Source organism: Streptomyces sp. NPDC004266, assembly GCF_042874095.1.
Lineage (GTDB): Bacteria > Actinomycetota > Actinomycetes > Streptomycetales > Streptomycetaceae > Streptomyces.
Genome location: NZ_JBIAMM010000003.1, coordinates 419,089 through 436,183 on the forward strand (window position 1 = coordinate 419,089; position 17,095 = coordinate 436,183).

Below are 17,095 nucleotides of genomic sequence, written 5' to 3' on the forward strand. Positions count from 1 at the left end.
CCGGGCAGACCGGCACCCCACCGGCGCCCCCCCGTCCCGGTACCCGACGGTCCGCCCGGCAGGCGGAACACCGCCCGCACCACCCCGGCCGCCGGGGTCCGCCCACCACGCCCGGACCCCGGCCCCCGAACCCCGCTACACCCGAGGAGCAGGAAATGACCACGACCACTCCGGGCACCGCCCAGGTCGAGCTCGCCATCGGCGGCATGACCTGCGCCTCGTGCGCGGCGCGCATCGAGAAGAAGCTCAACCGCATGGACGGGGTCGAGGCCACCGTCAACTACGCCACCGAGAAGGCGAAGGTCACCTTCGACGCCGACATCGACGTCGCCGACCTGATCGCCACCGTCGAGGCCACCGGTTACACCGCCCAGGAGCCCGAGCCGCCGAGGAGCGAGGAGAACGGCGGCGGCCCCACCGACGAGGAGAAGGCCGACGAGGAGCTGCGGCCCCTCAAGCAGCGGCTGGTCACCGCCGTCTCGCTCGCCGTGCCCGTCATCGCGATGGCGATGGTCCCGGCCCTGCAGATCGAGTACTGGCAGTGGCTGAGCCTCACGCTCGCCGCCCCGGTCGTCGTCTACGCCGCCTGGCCCTTCCACAAGGCCGCCTGGACCAACGCCCGGCACGGCGCGGCCACCATGGACACCCTGATCTCGGTCGGCACGATCGCCGCGTTCCTGTGGTCGCTGTGGGCGCTGTTCTTCGGCACGGCCGGCACGCCGGGCATGACGCACCCCTTCGAGTTCACGATCGCCCGCACCGACGGCGCCGGGAACATCTACCTGGAGGCCGCGGCCGGCGTCACCGCCTTCATCCTGGCCGGCCGGTACTTCGAGGCCCGCTCGAAGCGCAAGGCGGGCGCCGCGCTCAAGGCGCTGATGCAGCTGGGCGCGAAGGAGGTGACCGTCCTCAGGAACGGCCGCGAGGTCACCGTGCCGACCGCCGAACTCCAGGTGGGGGACCGCTTCCTGGTCCGCCCGGGCGAGAAGATCGCCACCGACGGCACCGTCGTCGAGGGCTCCTCCGCGGTCGACGCCTCGATGCTGACGGGCGAGTCCGTGCCCGTCGAGGTCGGGGTCGGCGACTCCGTCACCGGCGCCACCCTGAACGCCGGCGGCCGCCTGGTCGTCGAGGCCACCCGCGTCGGCTCCGACACCCAGCTCGCCCGGATGGCGAAGCTCGTCGAGGACGCGCAGAACGGCAAGGCCGCCGCCCAGCGCCTCGCCGACAAGATCTCGGCCGTCTTCGTGCCGATCGTCATCGCCCTCGCGCTCGGCACCCTCGGCTTCTGGCTCGGCACCGGCCAGGGACTCACCGCCGCCTTCACCGCCGCCGTCGCCGTCCTGATCATCGCCTGCCCCTGCGCCCTGGGCCTGGCCACCCCGACCGCCCTCATGGTCGGCACCGGCCGCGGCGCCCAGCTCGGCATCCTCATCAAGGGCCCCGAGGTCCTGGAGACCACCCGCAAGGTCGACACGATCGTCCTCGACAAGACCGGCACCGTCACCACCGGCCGCATGACCCTCATCAAGGTCCACACCGCCGACGGCACCGACGAGACCGACGTCCTGCGCCTGGCCGGCGCCCTGGAGCACTCCTCCGAGCACCCGATCGCCCAGGCCGTCGCCACCGGCGCCGCCGCCAAGGTCGGCACCCTGCCCACCCCCGAGGACTTCGCCAACGTCCCCGGTCTCGGCGTCCAGGGCGTCGTCGACGGCCACGCCGTCCTCGTCGGCCGCGAGAAGCTGCTCCAGGAGTGGGCCATGGAGCTGCCCGCCGGGCTCAGGTCCGCGAAGGACGAGGCCGAGAAGGCCGGCAAGACGGCCATCGCGGTCGCCTGGGACGGGGAGGCCCGCGCGGTCCTGGAGGTCGCCGACGCCGTGAAGGAGACCAGCGCCGAGGCCATCCGGCGCCTCCGCGCCCTCGGCCTGACCCCGATCCTGCTCACCGGTGACAACAAGGCGGTCGCCGAGGCCGTCGCCGCCGAGGTCGGCATCGACGAGGTCATCGCCGAGGTCATGCCGCAGGACAAGGTCGACGTGGTCAAGCGCCTCCAGGGCGAGGGCCGTTCGGTCGCCATGGTCGGCGACGGCGTGAACGACGCCGCCGCGCTCGCCCAGGCCGACCTGGGGCTCGCGATGGGCACGGGCACGGACGCCGCCATCGAGGCCGGCGACCTGACCCTCGTACGGGGGGACCTGCGGGCCGCGGCCGACGCGATCCGGCTCTCCCGCAAGACCCTCGGCACCATCCGCTCCAACCTCTTCTGGGCCTTCGCCTACAACGTGGCCGCCCTGCCGCTCGCCGCGGCCGGACTGCTCAACCCGATGATCGCGGGCGCGGCCATGGCCTTCTCCTCGGTCTTCGTGGTCGGCAACAGCCTCCGCCTGCGGGGCTTCCAGGCCGCCGACCGCTGACCATCCCGTCCTGTGAACCCCTGATCCCCGAGGAGCCCGTCGTGGCCGGTTACGGACAGCACAAGGAAGACATCATCAGACGGCTGAGGCGCATCGAGGGCCAGGTCAGGGGGGTGCAGCGGATGGTGGACGAGGACGTCTACTGCATCGACGTCCTCACCCAGGTCTCCGCCATCAACGCGGCCCTCCAGTCCTGCGCGGTGGCCCTCCTGGACGAGCACCTGAGCTGCTGCGTCACGGAGGCCATCGCCCAGGGCGGGGACCAGGCGAAGGTGAAGGTGGGCGAGGCGTCCAAGGCCATCGCCCGGCTGATCCGGACGTGACGGAGTCCCCGGGACTCCGGCAGGAAGTGTCAACCGCCCTTGCGCGAAGGGCAGTCGGCGGACAGCGTGAGACTCAGCCGGAGACAGAGGCCGAGCAGCTGACGGAGGAGCACCAGCTCCACCGAACCGGGCGGACCGGAGCCGCAGACCTTCGCGCAGGGGCGGTTCTTCATGAGGGTCGACATCCCGCCATCGTACCCCTGGGGGGTATACCTGACGCGGGGAGGCGGCCCGTACGATGAGCAGGCCCTACGGGGGAGGGGATGCACGTGCGCCGGCTGGGAGAGCTGGAGGCCGAGATCATGGACCGGCTGTGGGCATGGCAGCGGCCCGCCACGGTCCGCGAGATCGTCGACGACATCAATCGGGGACGCCGGGTCGCCTACACGACGGTGATGACGGTGGCGGACATCCTGCACCGCAAGGGCTGGCTCCGGCGCGAGAAGTCCGGACGGGCCTGGCTGTACGAGCCGGTCCGCGGCCGCGAGGAGTACACGGCGGGCCTGATGCGGGACGCCCTCGGCGACAGCCGGGACCGCCCGGCCGCCCTCCTCCGCTTCGTCGAGGCCATCTCGGACGAGGACATGGCCGCCCTGGACGCGGCCCTCCGAGCCGCCCGGGGCGACCAGGCCCCGCAGGCCCTCCGCGCCGCCCGGGGCGACGGCCCGGACGCCCGGGACGGCCGGGCCGGAGGCCGCGCGTGAACCGCCCCGCCCCCGCCGGAGGCCGCGTGTGAACCAGCCCGCCCCCGCCCCCACCGGAGGTCACGCGTGAACCACCACCTCCTCGTCCCGCTCGGGCTCGCCCTCCTCACCGGCTTCGTCGTGCCCTGGCTGGTGGCCCGGGCCCGCTGGGCCCAGCAGGTGCCCCGGCTCGCCCTCGGCGTCTGGGCCGCGTGCGGCGCCGGTTTCGCGGCGGCGTCCGCGCTGCTGCCCGCCCAGATGGTCCTGTCGAGCACCAGCAGCCACCGGCTGGCCGACATGATGTTCACGCTCCGGCCGCCCACCCTCGACCAGCTCCTGCACCTCGACGGGCGCGAGCGGATCGCCCTGTGCCTCTCGCTCCTCGCCCTCTCGGCGCCCGCCGCCGCGTTCGTGCGCCGCCTCGCCAGGGCCCGGCGGATGCGGGCCCGGCACGCGGGGGTGCTGCGGCTCGTCGGCCGGTACGACCCCGCGCTGCGGGCCACCGTCCTCGACGACGACCGGCCCGCCGTCTACTGCCTGCCGGGCCGCTCGCGCCGGGTCGTCGTCTCCTCCGGCGCGGTGCGCGCCCTGACGCCCGCCCAGCTCGCGGCGGCCCTCGCGCACGAGCGGGCGCACATCGCGGGCCGGCACCACCTCCTCGTCGCGGCGGCGGAGTCCTTCGCGGCCGTCTTCCCGCGCCTCCCCCTCGCGCGCCACGGCGGGCCCGCCGTACCCCTGCTGCTCGAAATGGCCGCGGACGACCGGGCGTTGCGCCGCTGCTCGCGGGACGCGCTGGCGACGGCGCTGTACGCACTGGCCTCGGGCCGGGCGCCGCGGTCCGCGTTCGCCGCGGGCGGCCCCTCGGCGGCGCTGCGGATGCGGCGCATCCTCACCCCGCACCGTGCGGGACACCCCGTGCTGTACGGACTCCTGACGATCGCGGCGGCCGGGCTCGCGATGACCCCCCTGGTCATCGCGTGCTGCTCGTTCCCCGGTAATACGTGAACACCGTTATTTACTAAGCGAATTCGTAGATTTCGCATCGGTCACGGATCACGGAATGCACCGCTATTGTGGGTACGTTGGGGTTCGGACTCGGCACGTCGAAGGGTGCAAAACCAATGCAGCTCGCCGGCGTTCGTACGGCAGCGGCCGGCGACGCGACCACGATATCCAGACTGCTTGCCGACATCATCCGGAGCAGCTACGCCGGAATACTGGACGAAATCCCGATGCGACGGCTGATCTCCGCGCAATGCGCACTCCCCCGCATACGCGCGGAAATTGAAATTCCGGGAGGCGCCCCCGGCTGGCTCGGCTGGCTGGTCGCCACGGGCCCGGAGGGGACGGTCGTCGGCGTCGCCGCCGGCGGCGTCCCGGTCCCGGGCGAGGGCGAGGTGTACGCGCTGGCGGTGGAGCCCGGCGCGCGCCGCGCCGGCGTCGGCACGGCCCTGCTCGCCGCCGCGACCGACCGGATGCGCGGCTACGGCGCCCGGGAGCAGCGCGTGGAGCTCCCGGCGGAGGCGGACCCGGCGCTCCCCTTCTACGCCCACCTCGGCTTCGCGGCGCTCTCCCCGAGGCGGTGGAGCCGGCCGCTCGTCTGACCGGCCGCTCGCCTGATCAGCCGCTCGCCCGACTGGCCGCTCCCTGCGGCCGCTCGTCCGACCGGCCGCTCCCTTCCGGCCGACCGTGGCAGATCCACGCCATCGCGTGTTCACGCAGCCCGATCCGGTGGATCGGGGGTTCGCTCCCAGGTCAGGATGGTTCAGCGGCGCGGGCCCGGCGGCACGGGTACCCCGCCCGGACGGCATGGACCGAGCGAGCCCCTGGAGGAGCGATGCACACACCGAGCGGCACTTCCCTGCCCGTCGTGCCCGCAGCGCTCGCTCCGGTCCTGCCGTCCCGATACGGCCTCGACCAGGAGCCCGCCCCCGGCGCCGGCGTCCGGGTCGCCGCCGACACGCTCCCCGGGCTCGAGTCGGTCTCCCCGGCCGACGAGGGCTCGGTCTGGCTGCACGACGCCCTGCTCGGCCCGCACAGCGCGGACATCGTCCGCTACCTCGGCCTCGCCCGCTCCACCGGCGGACCCGTCCTCGACCTCGGCTCCGGCGCCGGGCGGCTCGCCGTCCCGTTCGCCCGGCACGGCTTCGCCGTGGAAGCCGTGGACCGGGACGCCTCGGCCCTGGAGCGCCTCGAAGGCTGGGCCCGCCGGATCGGCCCGCAGGTGGCCGGGCTCGTCGTCACCCACCGCGCGGACCTGACCGAGCTCCGCCTCGAAGGCAGCTACCGGCTGGCGCTGCTGGCGGGCGCCATGGTCACGGCCGTCCCGCCGGCCAGCCGGCCGGAGCTGCTGCGCGAGGTCGCCGCCCATCTGGAGGCGGGCGGGGCGCTCGCCCTCGACTACACCGCGCACCGGCTGCCGGGGCTGATCGCGGAGCCGCGGCGGACCTGGGCGTTCCAGGTGCCGCGCTTCGACGGCATCGACGAGTGGGTGGTGGCCCGGCAGGTCTTCGACCTGCCGTCGATGAGCGAGCGGATCACGTACTACTCCGCCAGGACCGGCAAGCTCTCCTCGGAGCGGGTGGTGCTGACCACGGACAAGTGGATCGTCGACCCCGAGCGGCTCGCGGCCGAGCTGCACTCGGCGGGGCTGCACATCGAGGGCCGGCGGCGCCACCGGATCGACGAGCGGACCGAGTCCGTCCTCCTCGTGTGCAGGACGGACGACTGATACGGGGCGGAGGGTCGGCCGAAGAGCACCTGCCGGGGTTGACGAGCAAGAGGTACGATGCCCACAAACGTTTGGGCCGACCAGGTGGCGGGCGGAGAAGATGGCAGTCGTGGAAGAGCTGACGGGCCGCGAGGCGGTGATCCAGCGCCTGCGCGACGTCGGGCTGCGGGTCACGGGCCCGCGCCTGGAGGTGCTCACGGTGCTCGCCGCCGGCGGCCATCTGGACGTCGAGGCGATCACCACGACGGCCCGCGAGCGGCTCGGCACGCTGACCAGCCAGGCCGTGTACGAGATGCTGCGGCACTTCCAGGAGACCGGCCTGGTCGCCAAGTTCGACCGGCCCGGCCTGCCCGCGGTGTTCGAGATCTCCGGACCGCCCCACCAGCACGCCCTGTGCACCGGCTGCGGCCGGGTGGAGAACGTCTCCGCGACCGCGCCGGAGCCGCCCCGCGGCGCCCTGCCGCAGTGGCGGGTGGACGACGCGGAGGTCGTCTTCAGGGGTCTGTGCCCCGACTGCCGGGCGGCCGCCTCCGGCGCCTGAGCCGCCGTCACCTCCCCGCGTGCCCGCCGCTTCCGCGCCGGTCGACACCGTGCGTGTCGTTCGATTTTGTGGCAGGGTCTAGCGGGGCGATTCGACAGGGTCCACCGGATCCGAGGGGAGTCTGCTGCGCCGTGTCCAGAAACGCCGCCGTGTCCCGGGCGGGGAGCGATCAGGCTCTCGCCGTCTACCAGGAGCTCCGCGCCCGCCCCGAGGCCGGCTTCGACGAGGTCGCCGACCGGCTGGATCTCTCCGCCGACGAGCGGGAGCGATGTCGCGGCGAACTCGCCTCCTTAGGACTCACCGCCGCCCCCGAAGCCTCGGACCCGAGCCCCCGCCCCGTCGTCCTCGACCCGGACGTCGCCCTGCTGCGGCTGCTGCGCCGGGAGCGCGACCGGCTCCAGGACCGCCTCGCCGCGACCAGCCGCGCGCACACCGCCCTCGAAGCCCTCGCCGGGCCGTTCCTGCGGGCCGGGGCCGCGCCCCGCTCAGAGGTCGAGGTCGAGATCGTCACCGACCCGCAGCGGGTGCTGCGGGAGCTCTCGGACCTGACGGAGTCGGTGCGCACCGCCGTCCACGTCATGCACACCGGCTCCGTACGGCGTGAGGACATGGCCGCCGAGCTGGAGCGGGACCGCTCCCGGGCCGCCCGCGGAGTGCGGGTCCGCGCCATGTACAGCCGCCGGGTCGGCACCGTGCCCGAGATGACCCAGCACCTGGAGGACCGGGCGGCCCTCGGCGTGGAGCTGCGCCTCTCCCCCGTCGTCCCGATGAACATGGTCCTCGCCGACGAGAACTTCGCCCTGCTGCCGACGGACCCGCACGATCCGGACTCGCCCGTCATCCTCGCCCGCGGCCCGGGCCTGGTCCGCTCGTACCTCGCGCTGTACGAGTACTGCTGGCAGGCGGCCGCCCGGTACGGCGAGGAGCCCGGGGAGACCGGCGGCGACGGGCTGTCGGACCAGCAGCGGGCCGCGCTGCACATGCTCGCCTCGGGCATCAAGGACGAGCAGATCGCGCGCAGCCTCGGCGTCTCGCTGCGGACGGTGAGCCGGCTGCTCTCCGAGGTCATGCAGGAGCTGGGGGCGGCGAGCCGCTTCGAGGCCGGCGTCAAGGCGGCCCGGCTGGGGCTGCTCGACGGCGAAGGGCCGGAACCCGTGGGCTAGCACGAGGAGTTCGGATGTCATGGGGGACGCGCACGGTCCACGGGGGCCGTGCGGGCCGCGGAAAACGCACGACGGAATCCCGCCACGCCGTATGACGGGGTGAGGGCGGGGTCGACTCGGAGGATGAGGGGGTCACTTCGCCATGGTCACCGCGGGCGACGGCACGGGGGACGGCACGACCGACGTCCTGCTTGCCGTGTACCAGGAGCTGCGCCGCCGGGGCGTCTCGGACTTCGAGGAGGTCCGCCGGGAGCTCGGGCTGGCGCCGGAGGAGTACGAGCGATGTCGCCGCGAACTCCTCGCCCTGGGCCTCATCGTGCCCACGGGGCAGGTGCACGCCACCGTCGACGCCGTGCAGGACGGCAGCTGGCGGTCCGAGACGGACACGGTGGCGGCGATCGACCCGGAGATCGCGCTGCTGCGGCTCCTGGAGCGGGAACGGGAGCGGCTGCGGGAGCATCTGGCCGAGGCGGACGAGGCGTACAGCACGCTGGAGGTCCTGGCGGGCTCCTATCTGCGGGCCGAGGCGCTGACCCGGGCGGAGGCGCACGTCGAGGCCCTGACGGACTACCGCAGGATCCAGCAGGCCATCGAGGACATCACCGATGTGATGCAGCAGAGTTCGGCCTCGATGCACCCGGGGACGCCGGGCCGGCAGAACCCGGAGCTGATGCTCGACCGGGACCGGCGGCAGCTCGCCAACGGCGTGCGGGTGCGCGCCGTCTACGGCCGGCAGGAGGCGACGGACCCGCGGATGGAGAAGTTCCTCGGGCAGCGGGCCGAGCTGGGGGTGGAGATCCGGCTCGCGCCGGTGGTGCCGATGAACCTGATCATCGCCGACCAGCAGTTCGCCCTGGTGCCGATCCGGCCCGAGGAGCCGGGCGAGGGCGCGATCCTGGCGCGGGGCAGCGCGCTGGTGCGGCCGTACCTGAGCCTGTACGAGCACTGCTGGCACACGGCGACCCCGTACGGGAACGAGGCGACGGCGGAGGCGGGCGGTGACGGGCTCTCGGAGCAGCAGCGGGCCGCGCTGCACATGCTGGCCTCGGGGATGAAGGACGAGCGGATCGCGCGCACGCTCGGGGTGTCGCTGCGGACGGTCAGCCGGATGATCTCGGAACTGATGCAGGAGCTGGGGGCGACGAGCCGTTTCGAGGCGGGTGCGCGGGCGGTCCGGCTCGGCTGGCTGGACTGATTCTTCCCGGGAACGGGCGGGCCCCGCAATCGTGGCAGCGATTGCGGGGCCCGAGGGGGAGGCGTTTCCGGAATTCCTGGGGAATTCGCCGGTGATCTAAGTCAGTTGGTGGGGGTCGGGTTCGGCGGAACGATCGGCCAGCCGTTGTCGTCCGCGACACCGGCGACGGCGTGGGGGGTGACCGGGGCGGCGCTGTCGGGGGAGACGGCGAAGGCGGCGCCGGCCGCGACCGCCGTACACGCCACCGCCGCGACCACGAACTGGCGGACGGCCTTGCGGATACCGGAGTTCTGCTGAACGGTCATGATTCCTCCAGGACTTGGAATGTCAATTCCGCCTTCCGGGGCCCGTGCCGCCGGGCTTTCCCTGAAGACATCTCCATTCTGTCCCGGCCCCCGAATCGAATCCAGGGATTGTCCGTGCGTGGATCCGCCATGGCGTGGATGCGTCAATGCGCCGCCGGAACAACGGAATTGAGGCATCCGGAGCTCGCCATACCTTTGGTCGGACCAAAAGAGATGCTAGACTTGTGCTACGGCCTTCTCGTTCCTCCAGGAGAGAGGGGCCGCCGGGGCAGGGGCGTGCCGCCGCCCCTGCCCCACCCCCCGCTCCAGTGCCCCCCGGTACACCTCGACGGTCCGCGCGGCCGACACCCGCCAGCTCATCCCGCGCGCGTGACGCACCGCCGCCGCCCCCATCGTCTCCACCGCCTCCGGATGCTCCGCGAGCATCCGCAGCCGGCGCGCGTACTCCACCGGGTCGTGCCCCCGCACCAGCAGGCCCGTCACCCCGTCCCACACCGCCGTCGGCAGCCCGCCCACCGCCGCCGCGAGCACCGGCGTCCCGCACGCCTGCGCCTCCACCGCCACCAGACCGAACGACTCGCTGCGCGACGGCACCACCAGCACGTCCGCCGCCCGGTACCAGTCCGCGAGCCGCTCCTGCGGCACGGGCGGGCGGGGCCGCAGCACGTCGGCGACCCCCAGCTCCTCCGCGAGCCGCCGGACCGAGCCCTGCTCGGAGGCGCCCGAGTGCCCGCCCACCACCGGCACCAGGAGCCGGCGGCGCAGCCCCGGCGCCTCCCGCAGCAGCTCCGCCACCGCCCGGACGAGCACGTCCGGGCCCTTCAGGGGCTGGATGCGGCCCGCGTAGAGCGGCACGAACGCGTCGGCCGGCAGACCGAGCCGGGCACGGGCCGCCGCCCGCCCTCCCCCGGCGCCCCCGCCCCGGGAGGCGCTCCCGCCCGGATGGAAGGTGCGCAGGTCCACCCCGGGCCGTACGACCTCGGTCCGCGCCTCCTCCGCCCCGTACAGCGAGCGCAGCGCCTCCGCCTCGTCGGCCGTGTTCGCGATCAACCGGTCCGCGCTGCCCACCACCTGGTGCTCGCCCCGGACGCGGAGCTCCGGCTCGGGGGTGTCGCCCTCGGCGAGCGAGGCGTTCTTCACCCGGGCCAGGGTGTGGGCCGTGTGCACGAGCGGGGTCCGCCAGCCCACCGCCGCTATCCGGCCCGCCTGCCCGGAGAGCCAGTAGTGCGAGTGGACCAGGTCGTAGCGCCGCTCCTCCTTGAGCAGGGCCAGCGAGAACGGCACCACCAGGCCGGGCATGGCCTCCTTCGGCAGCGCCCGGCGCGGCCCGGCGTGCAGGTGCCGGACCCGCACGCCCGGAGCGAGCTCCACGAGCGGGGGCGCGCCCTCGCCCCGGCAGCGGGTGAACAGGTCGACCTCCACGCCCTGTTCGGCGAGGGCGCGGGAGAGCTCGACCATGTAGACGTTCATGCCGCCGGCGTCCCCCGTCCCGGGCTGGTGGAGCGGGGAGGTGTGGACGCTGAGCATGGCGACGCGCAGGGACACGTGGGGCTCCTGTGAGAGGGAGGCGGGGGCCCGCGTGCCCCTGCGCGTCGCGCGCACGGTCACGCGGCAGGGCATTCCTACGGAAGTACTTAGTTGCTTAGTAGTACGGGGCGGGAAGGGGCCGGTCAGAAACCGAAGACCGGACCCGACGGCGGTGCGAGCCGGGTTCCCGGCAGCGGCGGCATCAGCGCCTGCCAGTCGACCGGCCGCCCCGGCTCCACCCGCAGCGCCGCCGCGAGCCGGTCGGCGCCCTCCGGCATCACCGGCCGCGACCAGGCCGCGAGCGCCGAGGCCACCGCCAGCTGGGCGGCCAGCGCCGGAAGATGACGGCAGGAGGTGCTGGGCCGGCACCGCTCATGGGCGTTGACGTGACCGAAGTCGGCCACCGAGCGGACCATCTCGTCCAGGACGGCGACCGCCCGGCGCGGATCGAACGCGTCGGGGCCGTACGCCTCGCGCAGGTCGTCCACGCCCCGGTGCAGCCGCCGCTCCAGGACCTCCCAGCCGGTGCCGCCGGGCAGCGCCTGCGGGGCGAGGCCACCGCACTCCTCCCGCACGGCCGAGAAGAGCCGGGACAGCCAGCTGTTCCAGTTCTCGTCCAGCTCGCGCCGGGCGGCGGCGAGCCGCTCCCGCCGGAAGACCGTGCGGCGCCCGAGCGGACGGGCCTGGAGGACGTGCCGGCGCAGGGTGTCGGAGCCGTACTCGGTGAGCAGGTCGAGCGCCCACACGTTGCCCTCCTGGACGCCCTCCTCGATGACGTACGACTCGTTGACGTTGAAGTCCTGCGGCAGCTTGACGTCCTGCGCGAGGAGCAGCACCGGCAGCAGCACCGCGTGGCAGAAGGCGTGCCCGAAGCCGCAGAAGTGGATCGCGCGGCGCGGCAGCGGACCCTTCACGTCGTAGCCGAAGAGGTGCATCGCGGCGGCCTCGAAGCAGCCGTCGACGCGGTGCTCGGGGAAGCCCTCCACCGGCACCGGCAGCCCCCACTCGCCGGGGTGGCCGACCGCGATGTCCGGCAGCCCGTCCTCGACGAGCGACTCGCACAGCGCGGCGAGCCTCGGCGGCAGGCCCGCCGTCGCCCAGTAGTCGGCGAGCGTGTCCCGGAAGGGCTCCAGGGGCACGTAGAGCCGGCGGCAGCGGCGGGCGACCGCCGGGGTGTCGCAGAGCGCGCAGCGCGGCGCGATCAGATCGCCGCCGTCGTTCGGCCGGGCGCACTCGTGGCACATCCCGCCGTCGCTGACCGCGCCGCAGTGCGGGCAGGTGCCGGTGGCGTGCGCCCCGTGCAGCCAGCGGTCGCACGGCTCGCAGTACGGGAGCAGCCGCGTCCGGGGGGCGATGACGCCCTGGGCGTACAGCTTCGCGAAGAGGTCCTGCACCCAGCGCCCGTATCCCTTGTCGCGGCGCGGGCGCACGATGTGGTCGAACTCCACGCCCGACCGCAGCCAGTCGGCGGTGATCGCGGCACGGTAGCCCTCCGCGACCTCCTCCGGCTTGCGGTGGTGGCGCAGCGCGCGGACCTCCACGGAGCTGGCGTGATCGGCGGTGCCGGTGGTGAACCGGACCGCCTCGCCCTCCGCGCGCAGATAGCGGGTGAGGACGTCGGCGGCGACGTACGGCCCGGCGAGGTGGCCGATGTGGAGTTCGCCGTGGGTGGCGGGGGGAGTCGCGGTGATCCAGACAGGGGTGCTCATGGGACCTCCTTGACGGGGCGCCGTGGGGCGCAGGGCGGTCAGCGGGGCTCGAAGTGGAAGGAGCGGATGAAGCAGTCGCGGGGCTGCTCGACGGCGTAGACGATGCACTCGAAGAGGGCCTGTGTGGTGAGTTTCTCGTCGGGCGCCGTTCCGTCCGGATTCGCTCCGTCCCATTCCGCGAAGCGCGGGTCCGAGGTCGAGAAATCGGGCGGGAAGAGGGAGAAGACGCGGACCCCCGAGGGCCGCAGCCGGCGCGACAGGATGTCCGCGAAACCCGCCTGGGCGCTCTTCGCCGCCCAGAAGGCCTCGTGGGCCGCGGAGGCGGAGGCGCCCTCGGCGTCGCGGACGGCGACCATGTTCACGATGTCGGGGCGCAGCGAGCCGCGGAGCAGCGGCAGGAAGTGCTTCACCATGAGGACCGTGCCGCCGGCCGTCGACTCGATCGTCTCCATGATCTCCGCGTCGCTCGCCGACTCCAGGTCCATGCCGTCGAGCCAGCGGGCGCCGTTGTTGACCAACAGGTCGACCCGGTCGGTCCGTTCGCCGACCCGGGCCGCGAACTCCCGTATCTCGGCGGGCCTGCTCAGGTCGCAGCCGAAGGCGTGGATGCGGTCACGGGCCGAGCCCACGACCTCGGTACGGGTCCGCTCGGCGGCCTCCACGGTCCGCGCCGACACATAGACCTCGGCGCCGAGGTGCGCGAATCCGACGGCGAGCGCGCGACCGAAAGAGCGGGACGCCCCGGTCACGACGACACGCAGATTCTCGAATTTCATGTGCGTCTGCTCTCCCCACGTCCCCACGGATACCGATGGCCGGTCCATTTCAGCGTGGCAGAGGAAGGGGGGCGCGGACCTGGCGAGCGGGGTGCGCGTTCACGCCGTTGCGTGGATACGCCAGGGCAGTTCGAGGCTTTCGAGGACCTCGGCGCGCTTGTGGTGGACGCGGACGCGGTCCGGGGCGGCGGAGACGGTGACCGTGCCGGTCGGGGTGCGGACGGGCCCCCGCACGGCGGGCACGACGGTCCCGTCGATCGCCCCCGCGGCGGCGAGGGCGGCGGCTCCGGTGAGGGCGAGGCGGGGGTGCCAGCCGCCGACGGTGAGGGCGCGGACGGAGAGCCGTCCGTCGGGGCCCTCGGCGAAGGCGGCGATCTTGGGGAGCGCGGAGTCCGGGTGGTGCCCGAGGAGTCGGGCCGCCTCGGCCCGGAGCGCGAGGAGCCGGTCGTACGCCGCCGTCCGGGGCAGGTGCCGCTCGTCGACGAACACGTACGGATTGCCGTACCGCACGAGCGAGACGGGCACGCCGTCGAGGACGTCCGCGGGGCGGCCGGTGGGGAGGGTGCCGGGGCCCGTGGGCGCCCGGAGGAAACTGAGCGTGTACGCGTCCTCGTCCCCCTGCGGCTCGCAGAGGACGGTGTCACCGGTGGTCACCGCCCGGACGGTGACGGGCGCTCGGCGTCCGTCGGCGACGACACAGGCGAGGAGGGAGTGCCCGCAGCCGGCGCGGAAGTCGAACCGGCTGTCGGGGAGGGCCTGGACGAAGCGGTAGTGGAGGGCGCGGGGGGCGCGGTCGTGGAGGGCGCGGGGGGCACGGTCGTAGAGGGCGATCTTGTTGATGCCGGCGTAGGCGGTCCCGGCGAGCCCCCGGAGCAGCCGCGCCAGCTCACCGGCCAGGGCGAGCGCGCCGCGCGGCAGTTCCCCGCCCCGCAGCACGAGGGTGGGGCCGGGGGCGTCGTGGGCGCGGACGACGGTGGCGACGACCGTCACGGGACCCTCCGCGCCGCGGCGGCTCCGGGGCGGGGAGGGCCCGGGGGGTCAGGCCGCACAGCCGGTGGGGATCCGCATGCCCTGGACGACCTCCGTCCAGAGTTCGTGGACGGCGAGGGACCAGAGCGTCAGGGCCGCCTGCGGGGTGGGGCGGTCCAGGTGCCGGGCCAGGAGTTTCGCCGCCCGGTCCGCGCGGATCTTCCCGCCGAGGACCAGCCGCGCCGGGGAGAGCATCTCGCGGACCAGGTCCAGCAGAGGACCTCCGGGGGCCAGCATGGCGGCCACCGGGAGCGTGAAGGGCTGCTTCGGGCGGCGGAGGACCGACGGCGGCAGGAGCTCCGCGCCCGCCTCGTACAGCGCCCGTTTGCCCGTCCGCGCGGCCACCGGCAGGGACCTCGCGTGCGTGACGACGGACGGCTGGCAGAACGGCAGGCGCGCCTCCACCGCCCAGGCCATGGAGAGGTGGTCGAGGCGCCGCAGGTGGTACGCGGGGAGCCGCCACCGGGTCTCGAAGGCGGTCATCGCGGTGAGCCGGTCCGCGCCGGCGGCCTCGGCCGAGCGGAGTTCCTGGGCGATGCGGTCGGCGGCGGAGCCCTGGTCGGCGATGTGGGCGCGGTAGTGGGAGGTGTAGAGGTGCTCCCGTACGAGCCTCGGTGCCGCCGAGAGCGCGTCCGTGTAGGTGTCGGCCCATTCGGGGCCGGCGGCGAGGGCGGCGCGCATCCGGTCGTATCCGCCGAAGAGTTCGTCGGCGCCGTCGCCGGCGAGGGCGACGGTGAAGCCGTTCTGCCGGACGGCTCGGAAGAGGGCGTAGGTGGAGAGGGTGATGGGGTCGGCGTTGGGCTGGCCGAGGTGGCGGACGGTCCGGGTGAGGAGGGAGCCGAGTTCGTCGGGGTCGACGGCGACCTCGTGGTGGACGGTCCGGGCGCGGCGGGCGACGGCACGGGCGTAGGCGGCTTCGGAGTCGGGCCACCGTCCCCGGTAGGTGAGGTGGAAGGTGTGCAGCGGCGGCGCGTCGGTCTCGCGGGCGTGTTCGGCGGCGAGGGCGGTGACGAGTCCGGAGTCGAGGCCGCCGCTGGTGACGGCGCAGACGGGCACTTCGGCCCGGGCGAGCCGGCGCACCTCGTGGCGCAGGACGTCCTGGGTGTCGCCGAGGGGGGTGGCGCGGCGCGGCCCGCGGCGGCGGACGACGGGGGCGGCTCCGGGGCGTACGAGGGCGGTGGCGCCGGGCGGCAGGACGTCGACGCCGTCGAGCGCGGTGTGGGTGGAGAAGGAGGTGCGGGTGGCGAGGACGGTGTCGAGGGCGTCGTCGCGGGGGGCGATCCGTACGCCTTCGAAGGCGAGGAGGGCGGGGATCTCGGAGGCGAAGCGGGTGGAGCCGTCGTAGGGGTCGTGGTGCAGGTGGAGCGGTTTCATGCCCATGTCGTCGACGGCGAGGACGAGTTGCGTGCGGCCGGGCCGCAGGTCGAGCAGGGCGACGGCGAACATGCCGTCGAGGTGTTCGGCGAAGGCCGGGCCGTACTCGGCGTAGAGCGCGGGGAGGACGGTGCCGTCGCAGAGGTCGGGGAAGCGGTGGCCGCGGGCGGCGAGGGTGCGGCGGAGTTCGGCGTGGTTGTAGATCTCGCCGTTGAGCACGGCGAGGATGCCGGGCAGGTGGGGCAGTCGGTAGGGCTGCTGTCCGCCGCGGGGGTCGGTGACGGCGAGCCGGTCGCAGCCGAGCGACCAGCCGGGTCCGCTGAGCACCTGGTGCTCGTCGGGGCCGCCGTGGCGCTGGCGGGCGGAGGCCGCCGCGAGCTGGGCCGGTTCGGGGCGGTCCGCCCCGGCGGCGAAGGAGCCGAGAATCCTGCACATGCCGGTCGCCTCCGAATCGACTTACTGGTCGCACCCAATGATTTGAATCTACCAACTTTTTGAATGGCGCGTAAGTGCCATGTCCTGTTCACGCCACGACGTGGCCTTGCGACGCCCCCTCCGCCCCAACAGGCTGGCCCCATGGAGGACTTCAACCGGACCACCCCCGAGTCCCTGCTCGTCGTCGCCGCGCACCCGGACGACATCGAGTTCTGCGTCAGCGGCACCGTCATGCAGTGGGTCGAGCGCGGCACCCGCGTCACGTACTGCATCGTCACGGACGGCGGCGCGGGCGGTTACGACGAAGCGCTCCCCCGCCAGGCCATGGCGGACCTGCGCCGCGCCGAGCAGGTCCACTCGGCCAAGCTCAGCGGCGTCGCCGACGTCCGCTTCCTCGGCTACCCCGACAGCTTCGTGGAGCCCACCGTGGAGCTCCGCCGCGACCTGTGCCGGGTCATCCGCGAGGTGCGGCCGCAGCGCGCCGTCATCCCGTCCCCCGAGATCAACTGGGCCCGCGTCGCCGACCTCCACCCCGACCACCGGGCGGTCGGGGACGCCTGCCTGCGCGCGGTCTACCCCGAGGCCCGCAACCCCTTCGCCCACCCGGAACTCCTCAAGGAGGAGGGCCTGGAGCCGTGGACCGTCCACGAGCTGTGGCTGATGACCGGGCCCACCCCGAACCAGTACGTCGACGTCACCTCCGTCTTCGACCGCAAGGTCGAGGCCCTGCGCATCCACACCTCGCAGACGGCCCACTTCGACGACCTGGCGGGCCTCCTGCGCGACTGGCTCGGCGAGCACGCGACGGCCGGCGGCCTGCCCCCGGGACGGATGGCGGAGGCCTTCCAGATCGTGCACATCGACTGAGGCGTCGACGGGGTTTCCCC

Annotated in this window: 17 protein-coding genes; 10 read left to right on the forward strand and 7 right to left on the reverse strand. The window is 74.0% G+C overall.

Annotated elements, in window-relative coordinates; genetic code table 11:
- Positions 1-155 precede the first annotated feature (155 nt).
- On the forward strand, positions 156-2,417 hold the full coding sequence (locus ACFYUZ_RS09950) for a heavy metal translocating P-type ATPase (RefSeq protein WP_389307391.1): 2,262 nt from the start codon (positions 156-158) through the stop codon (positions 2,415-2,417).
- A 41-nt stretch (positions 2,418-2,458) separates the two neighbouring features.
- Positions 2,459-2,740 (forward strand): metal-sensitive transcriptional regulator, encoded by a 282-nt coding sequence (locus tag ACFYUZ_RS09955; protein ID WP_015035316.1) that lies wholly within the window; start codon positions 2,459-2,461, stop codon positions 2,738-2,740.
- 29 nt (positions 2,741-2,769) lie between these two features.
- On the opposite strand, the gene ACFYUZ_RS09960 is transcribed toward ACFYUZ_RS09955, so the two are convergent.
- A complete protein-coding gene (locus ACFYUZ_RS09960) occupies positions 2,770-2,925 on the reverse strand; it encodes a hypothetical protein (RefSeq protein WP_389307392.1) in 156 nt (51 codons plus the stop codon).
- 84 nt (positions 2,926-3,009) lie between these two features.
- On the opposite strand from ACFYUZ_RS09960, the gene ACFYUZ_RS09965 reads away from it, so the two are divergent.
- The 7 genes from ACFYUZ_RS09965 (at position 3,010) to ACFYUZ_RS09995 (ending at position 9,053) form a co-directional block, all read left to right on the forward strand.
- Positions 3,010-3,444: a BlaI/MecI/CopY family transcriptional regulator gene (locus tag ACFYUZ_RS09965; RefSeq protein WP_389307394.1), complete on the forward strand. Its 435-nt coding sequence runs from the start codon at positions 3,010-3,012 to the stop codon at positions 3,442-3,444.
- Between the two features lie 66 nt (positions 3,445-3,510).
- The gene (locus ACFYUZ_RS09970) at positions 3,511-4,428 is read left to right on the forward strand and encodes a M56 family metallopeptidase (protein ID WP_389307395.1); all 918 of its coding nucleotides are present in this window, start codon (positions 3,511-3,513) and stop codon (positions 4,426-4,428) included.
- Between the two features lie 227 nt (positions 4,429-4,655).
- Positions 4,656-5,027, forward strand: a complete 372-nt coding sequence (locus tag ACFYUZ_RS09975) for a GNAT family N-acetyltransferase (protein ID WP_389307397.1) — start codon at positions 4,656-4,658, stop codon at positions 5,025-5,027.
- Between the two features lie 233 nt (positions 5,028-5,260).
- Positions 5,261-6,154 (forward strand): methyltransferase domain-containing protein, encoded by an 894-nt coding sequence (locus ACFYUZ_RS09980; protein ID WP_389307398.1) that lies wholly within the window; start codon positions 5,261-5,263, stop codon positions 6,152-6,154.
- Between the two features lie 100 nt (positions 6,155-6,254).
- A complete protein-coding gene (locus tag ACFYUZ_RS09985) occupies positions 6,255-6,695 on the forward strand; it encodes a Fur family transcriptional regulator (protein WP_389307400.1) in 441 nt (146 codons plus the stop codon).
- A 131-nt stretch (positions 6,696-6,826) separates the two neighbouring features.
- Positions 6,827-7,858 (forward strand): LuxR C-terminal-related transcriptional regulator, encoded by a 1,032-nt coding sequence (locus ACFYUZ_RS09990; protein WP_389307401.1) that lies wholly within the window; start codon positions 6,827-6,829, stop codon positions 7,856-7,858.
- Between the two features lie 142 nt (positions 7,859-8,000).
- On the forward strand, positions 8,001-9,053 hold the full coding sequence (locus ACFYUZ_RS09995) for a LuxR C-terminal-related transcriptional regulator (protein ID WP_389307402.1): 1,053 nt from the start codon (positions 8,001-8,003) through the stop codon (positions 9,051-9,053).
- Positions 9,054-9,154: 101 nt separating this feature from the next.
- Here ACFYUZ_RS09995 and ACFYUZ_RS10000 read toward each other — a convergent pair whose 3' ends face one another.
- The 6 genes from ACFYUZ_RS10000 to asnB form a co-directional block, all read right to left on the reverse strand.
- The gene (locus tag ACFYUZ_RS10000; protein WP_389307403.1) at positions 9,155-9,358 is read right to left on the reverse strand and encodes a hypothetical protein; all 204 of its coding nucleotides are present in this window, start codon (positions 9,356-9,358) and stop codon (positions 9,155-9,157) included.
- A 216-nt stretch (positions 9,359-9,574) separates the two neighbouring features.
- Positions 9,575-10,978, reverse strand: coding sequence for a D-inositol-3-phosphate glycosyltransferase (gene mshA / locus ACFYUZ_RS10005; RefSeq protein WP_389307404.1), 1,404 nt, complete (start codon positions 10,976-10,978; stop codon positions 9,575-9,577).
- A 50-nt stretch (positions 10,979-11,028) separates the two neighbouring features.
- The gene (locus ACFYUZ_RS10010; RefSeq protein WP_389307405.1) at positions 11,029-12,594 is read right to left on the reverse strand and encodes a class I tRNA ligase family protein; all 1,566 of its coding nucleotides are present in this window, start codon (positions 12,592-12,594) and stop codon (positions 11,029-11,031) included.
- A gap of 38 nt (positions 12,595-12,632) precedes the next feature.
- Complete coding sequence (locus ACFYUZ_RS10015) at positions 12,633-13,370, reverse strand: SDR family oxidoreductase (protein WP_389307406.1); 738 nt, start codon at positions 13,368-13,370, stop codon at positions 12,633-12,635.
- Between the two features lie 99 nt (positions 13,371-13,469).
- Positions 13,470-14,360, reverse strand: a complete 891-nt coding sequence (locus ACFYUZ_RS10020) for a hypothetical protein (RefSeq protein WP_389307407.1) — start codon at positions 14,358-14,360, stop codon at positions 13,470-13,472.
- Between the two features lie 48 nt (positions 14,361-14,408).
- Positions 14,409-16,208: an asparagine synthase (glutamine-hydrolyzing) gene (gene asnB / locus ACFYUZ_RS10025; protein WP_389307408.1), complete on the reverse strand. Its 1,800-nt coding sequence runs from the start codon at positions 16,206-16,208 to the stop codon at positions 14,409-14,411.
- Between the two features lie 141 nt (positions 16,209-16,349).
- On the opposite strand from asnB, the gene ACFYUZ_RS10030 reads away from it, so the two are divergent.
- The gene (locus ACFYUZ_RS10030; RefSeq protein WP_389307409.1) at positions 16,350-17,075 is read left to right on the forward strand and encodes a PIG-L deacetylase family protein; all 726 of its coding nucleotides are present in this window, start codon (positions 16,350-16,352) and stop codon (positions 17,073-17,075) included.
- Positions 17,076-17,095: the final 20 nt, after the last annotated feature.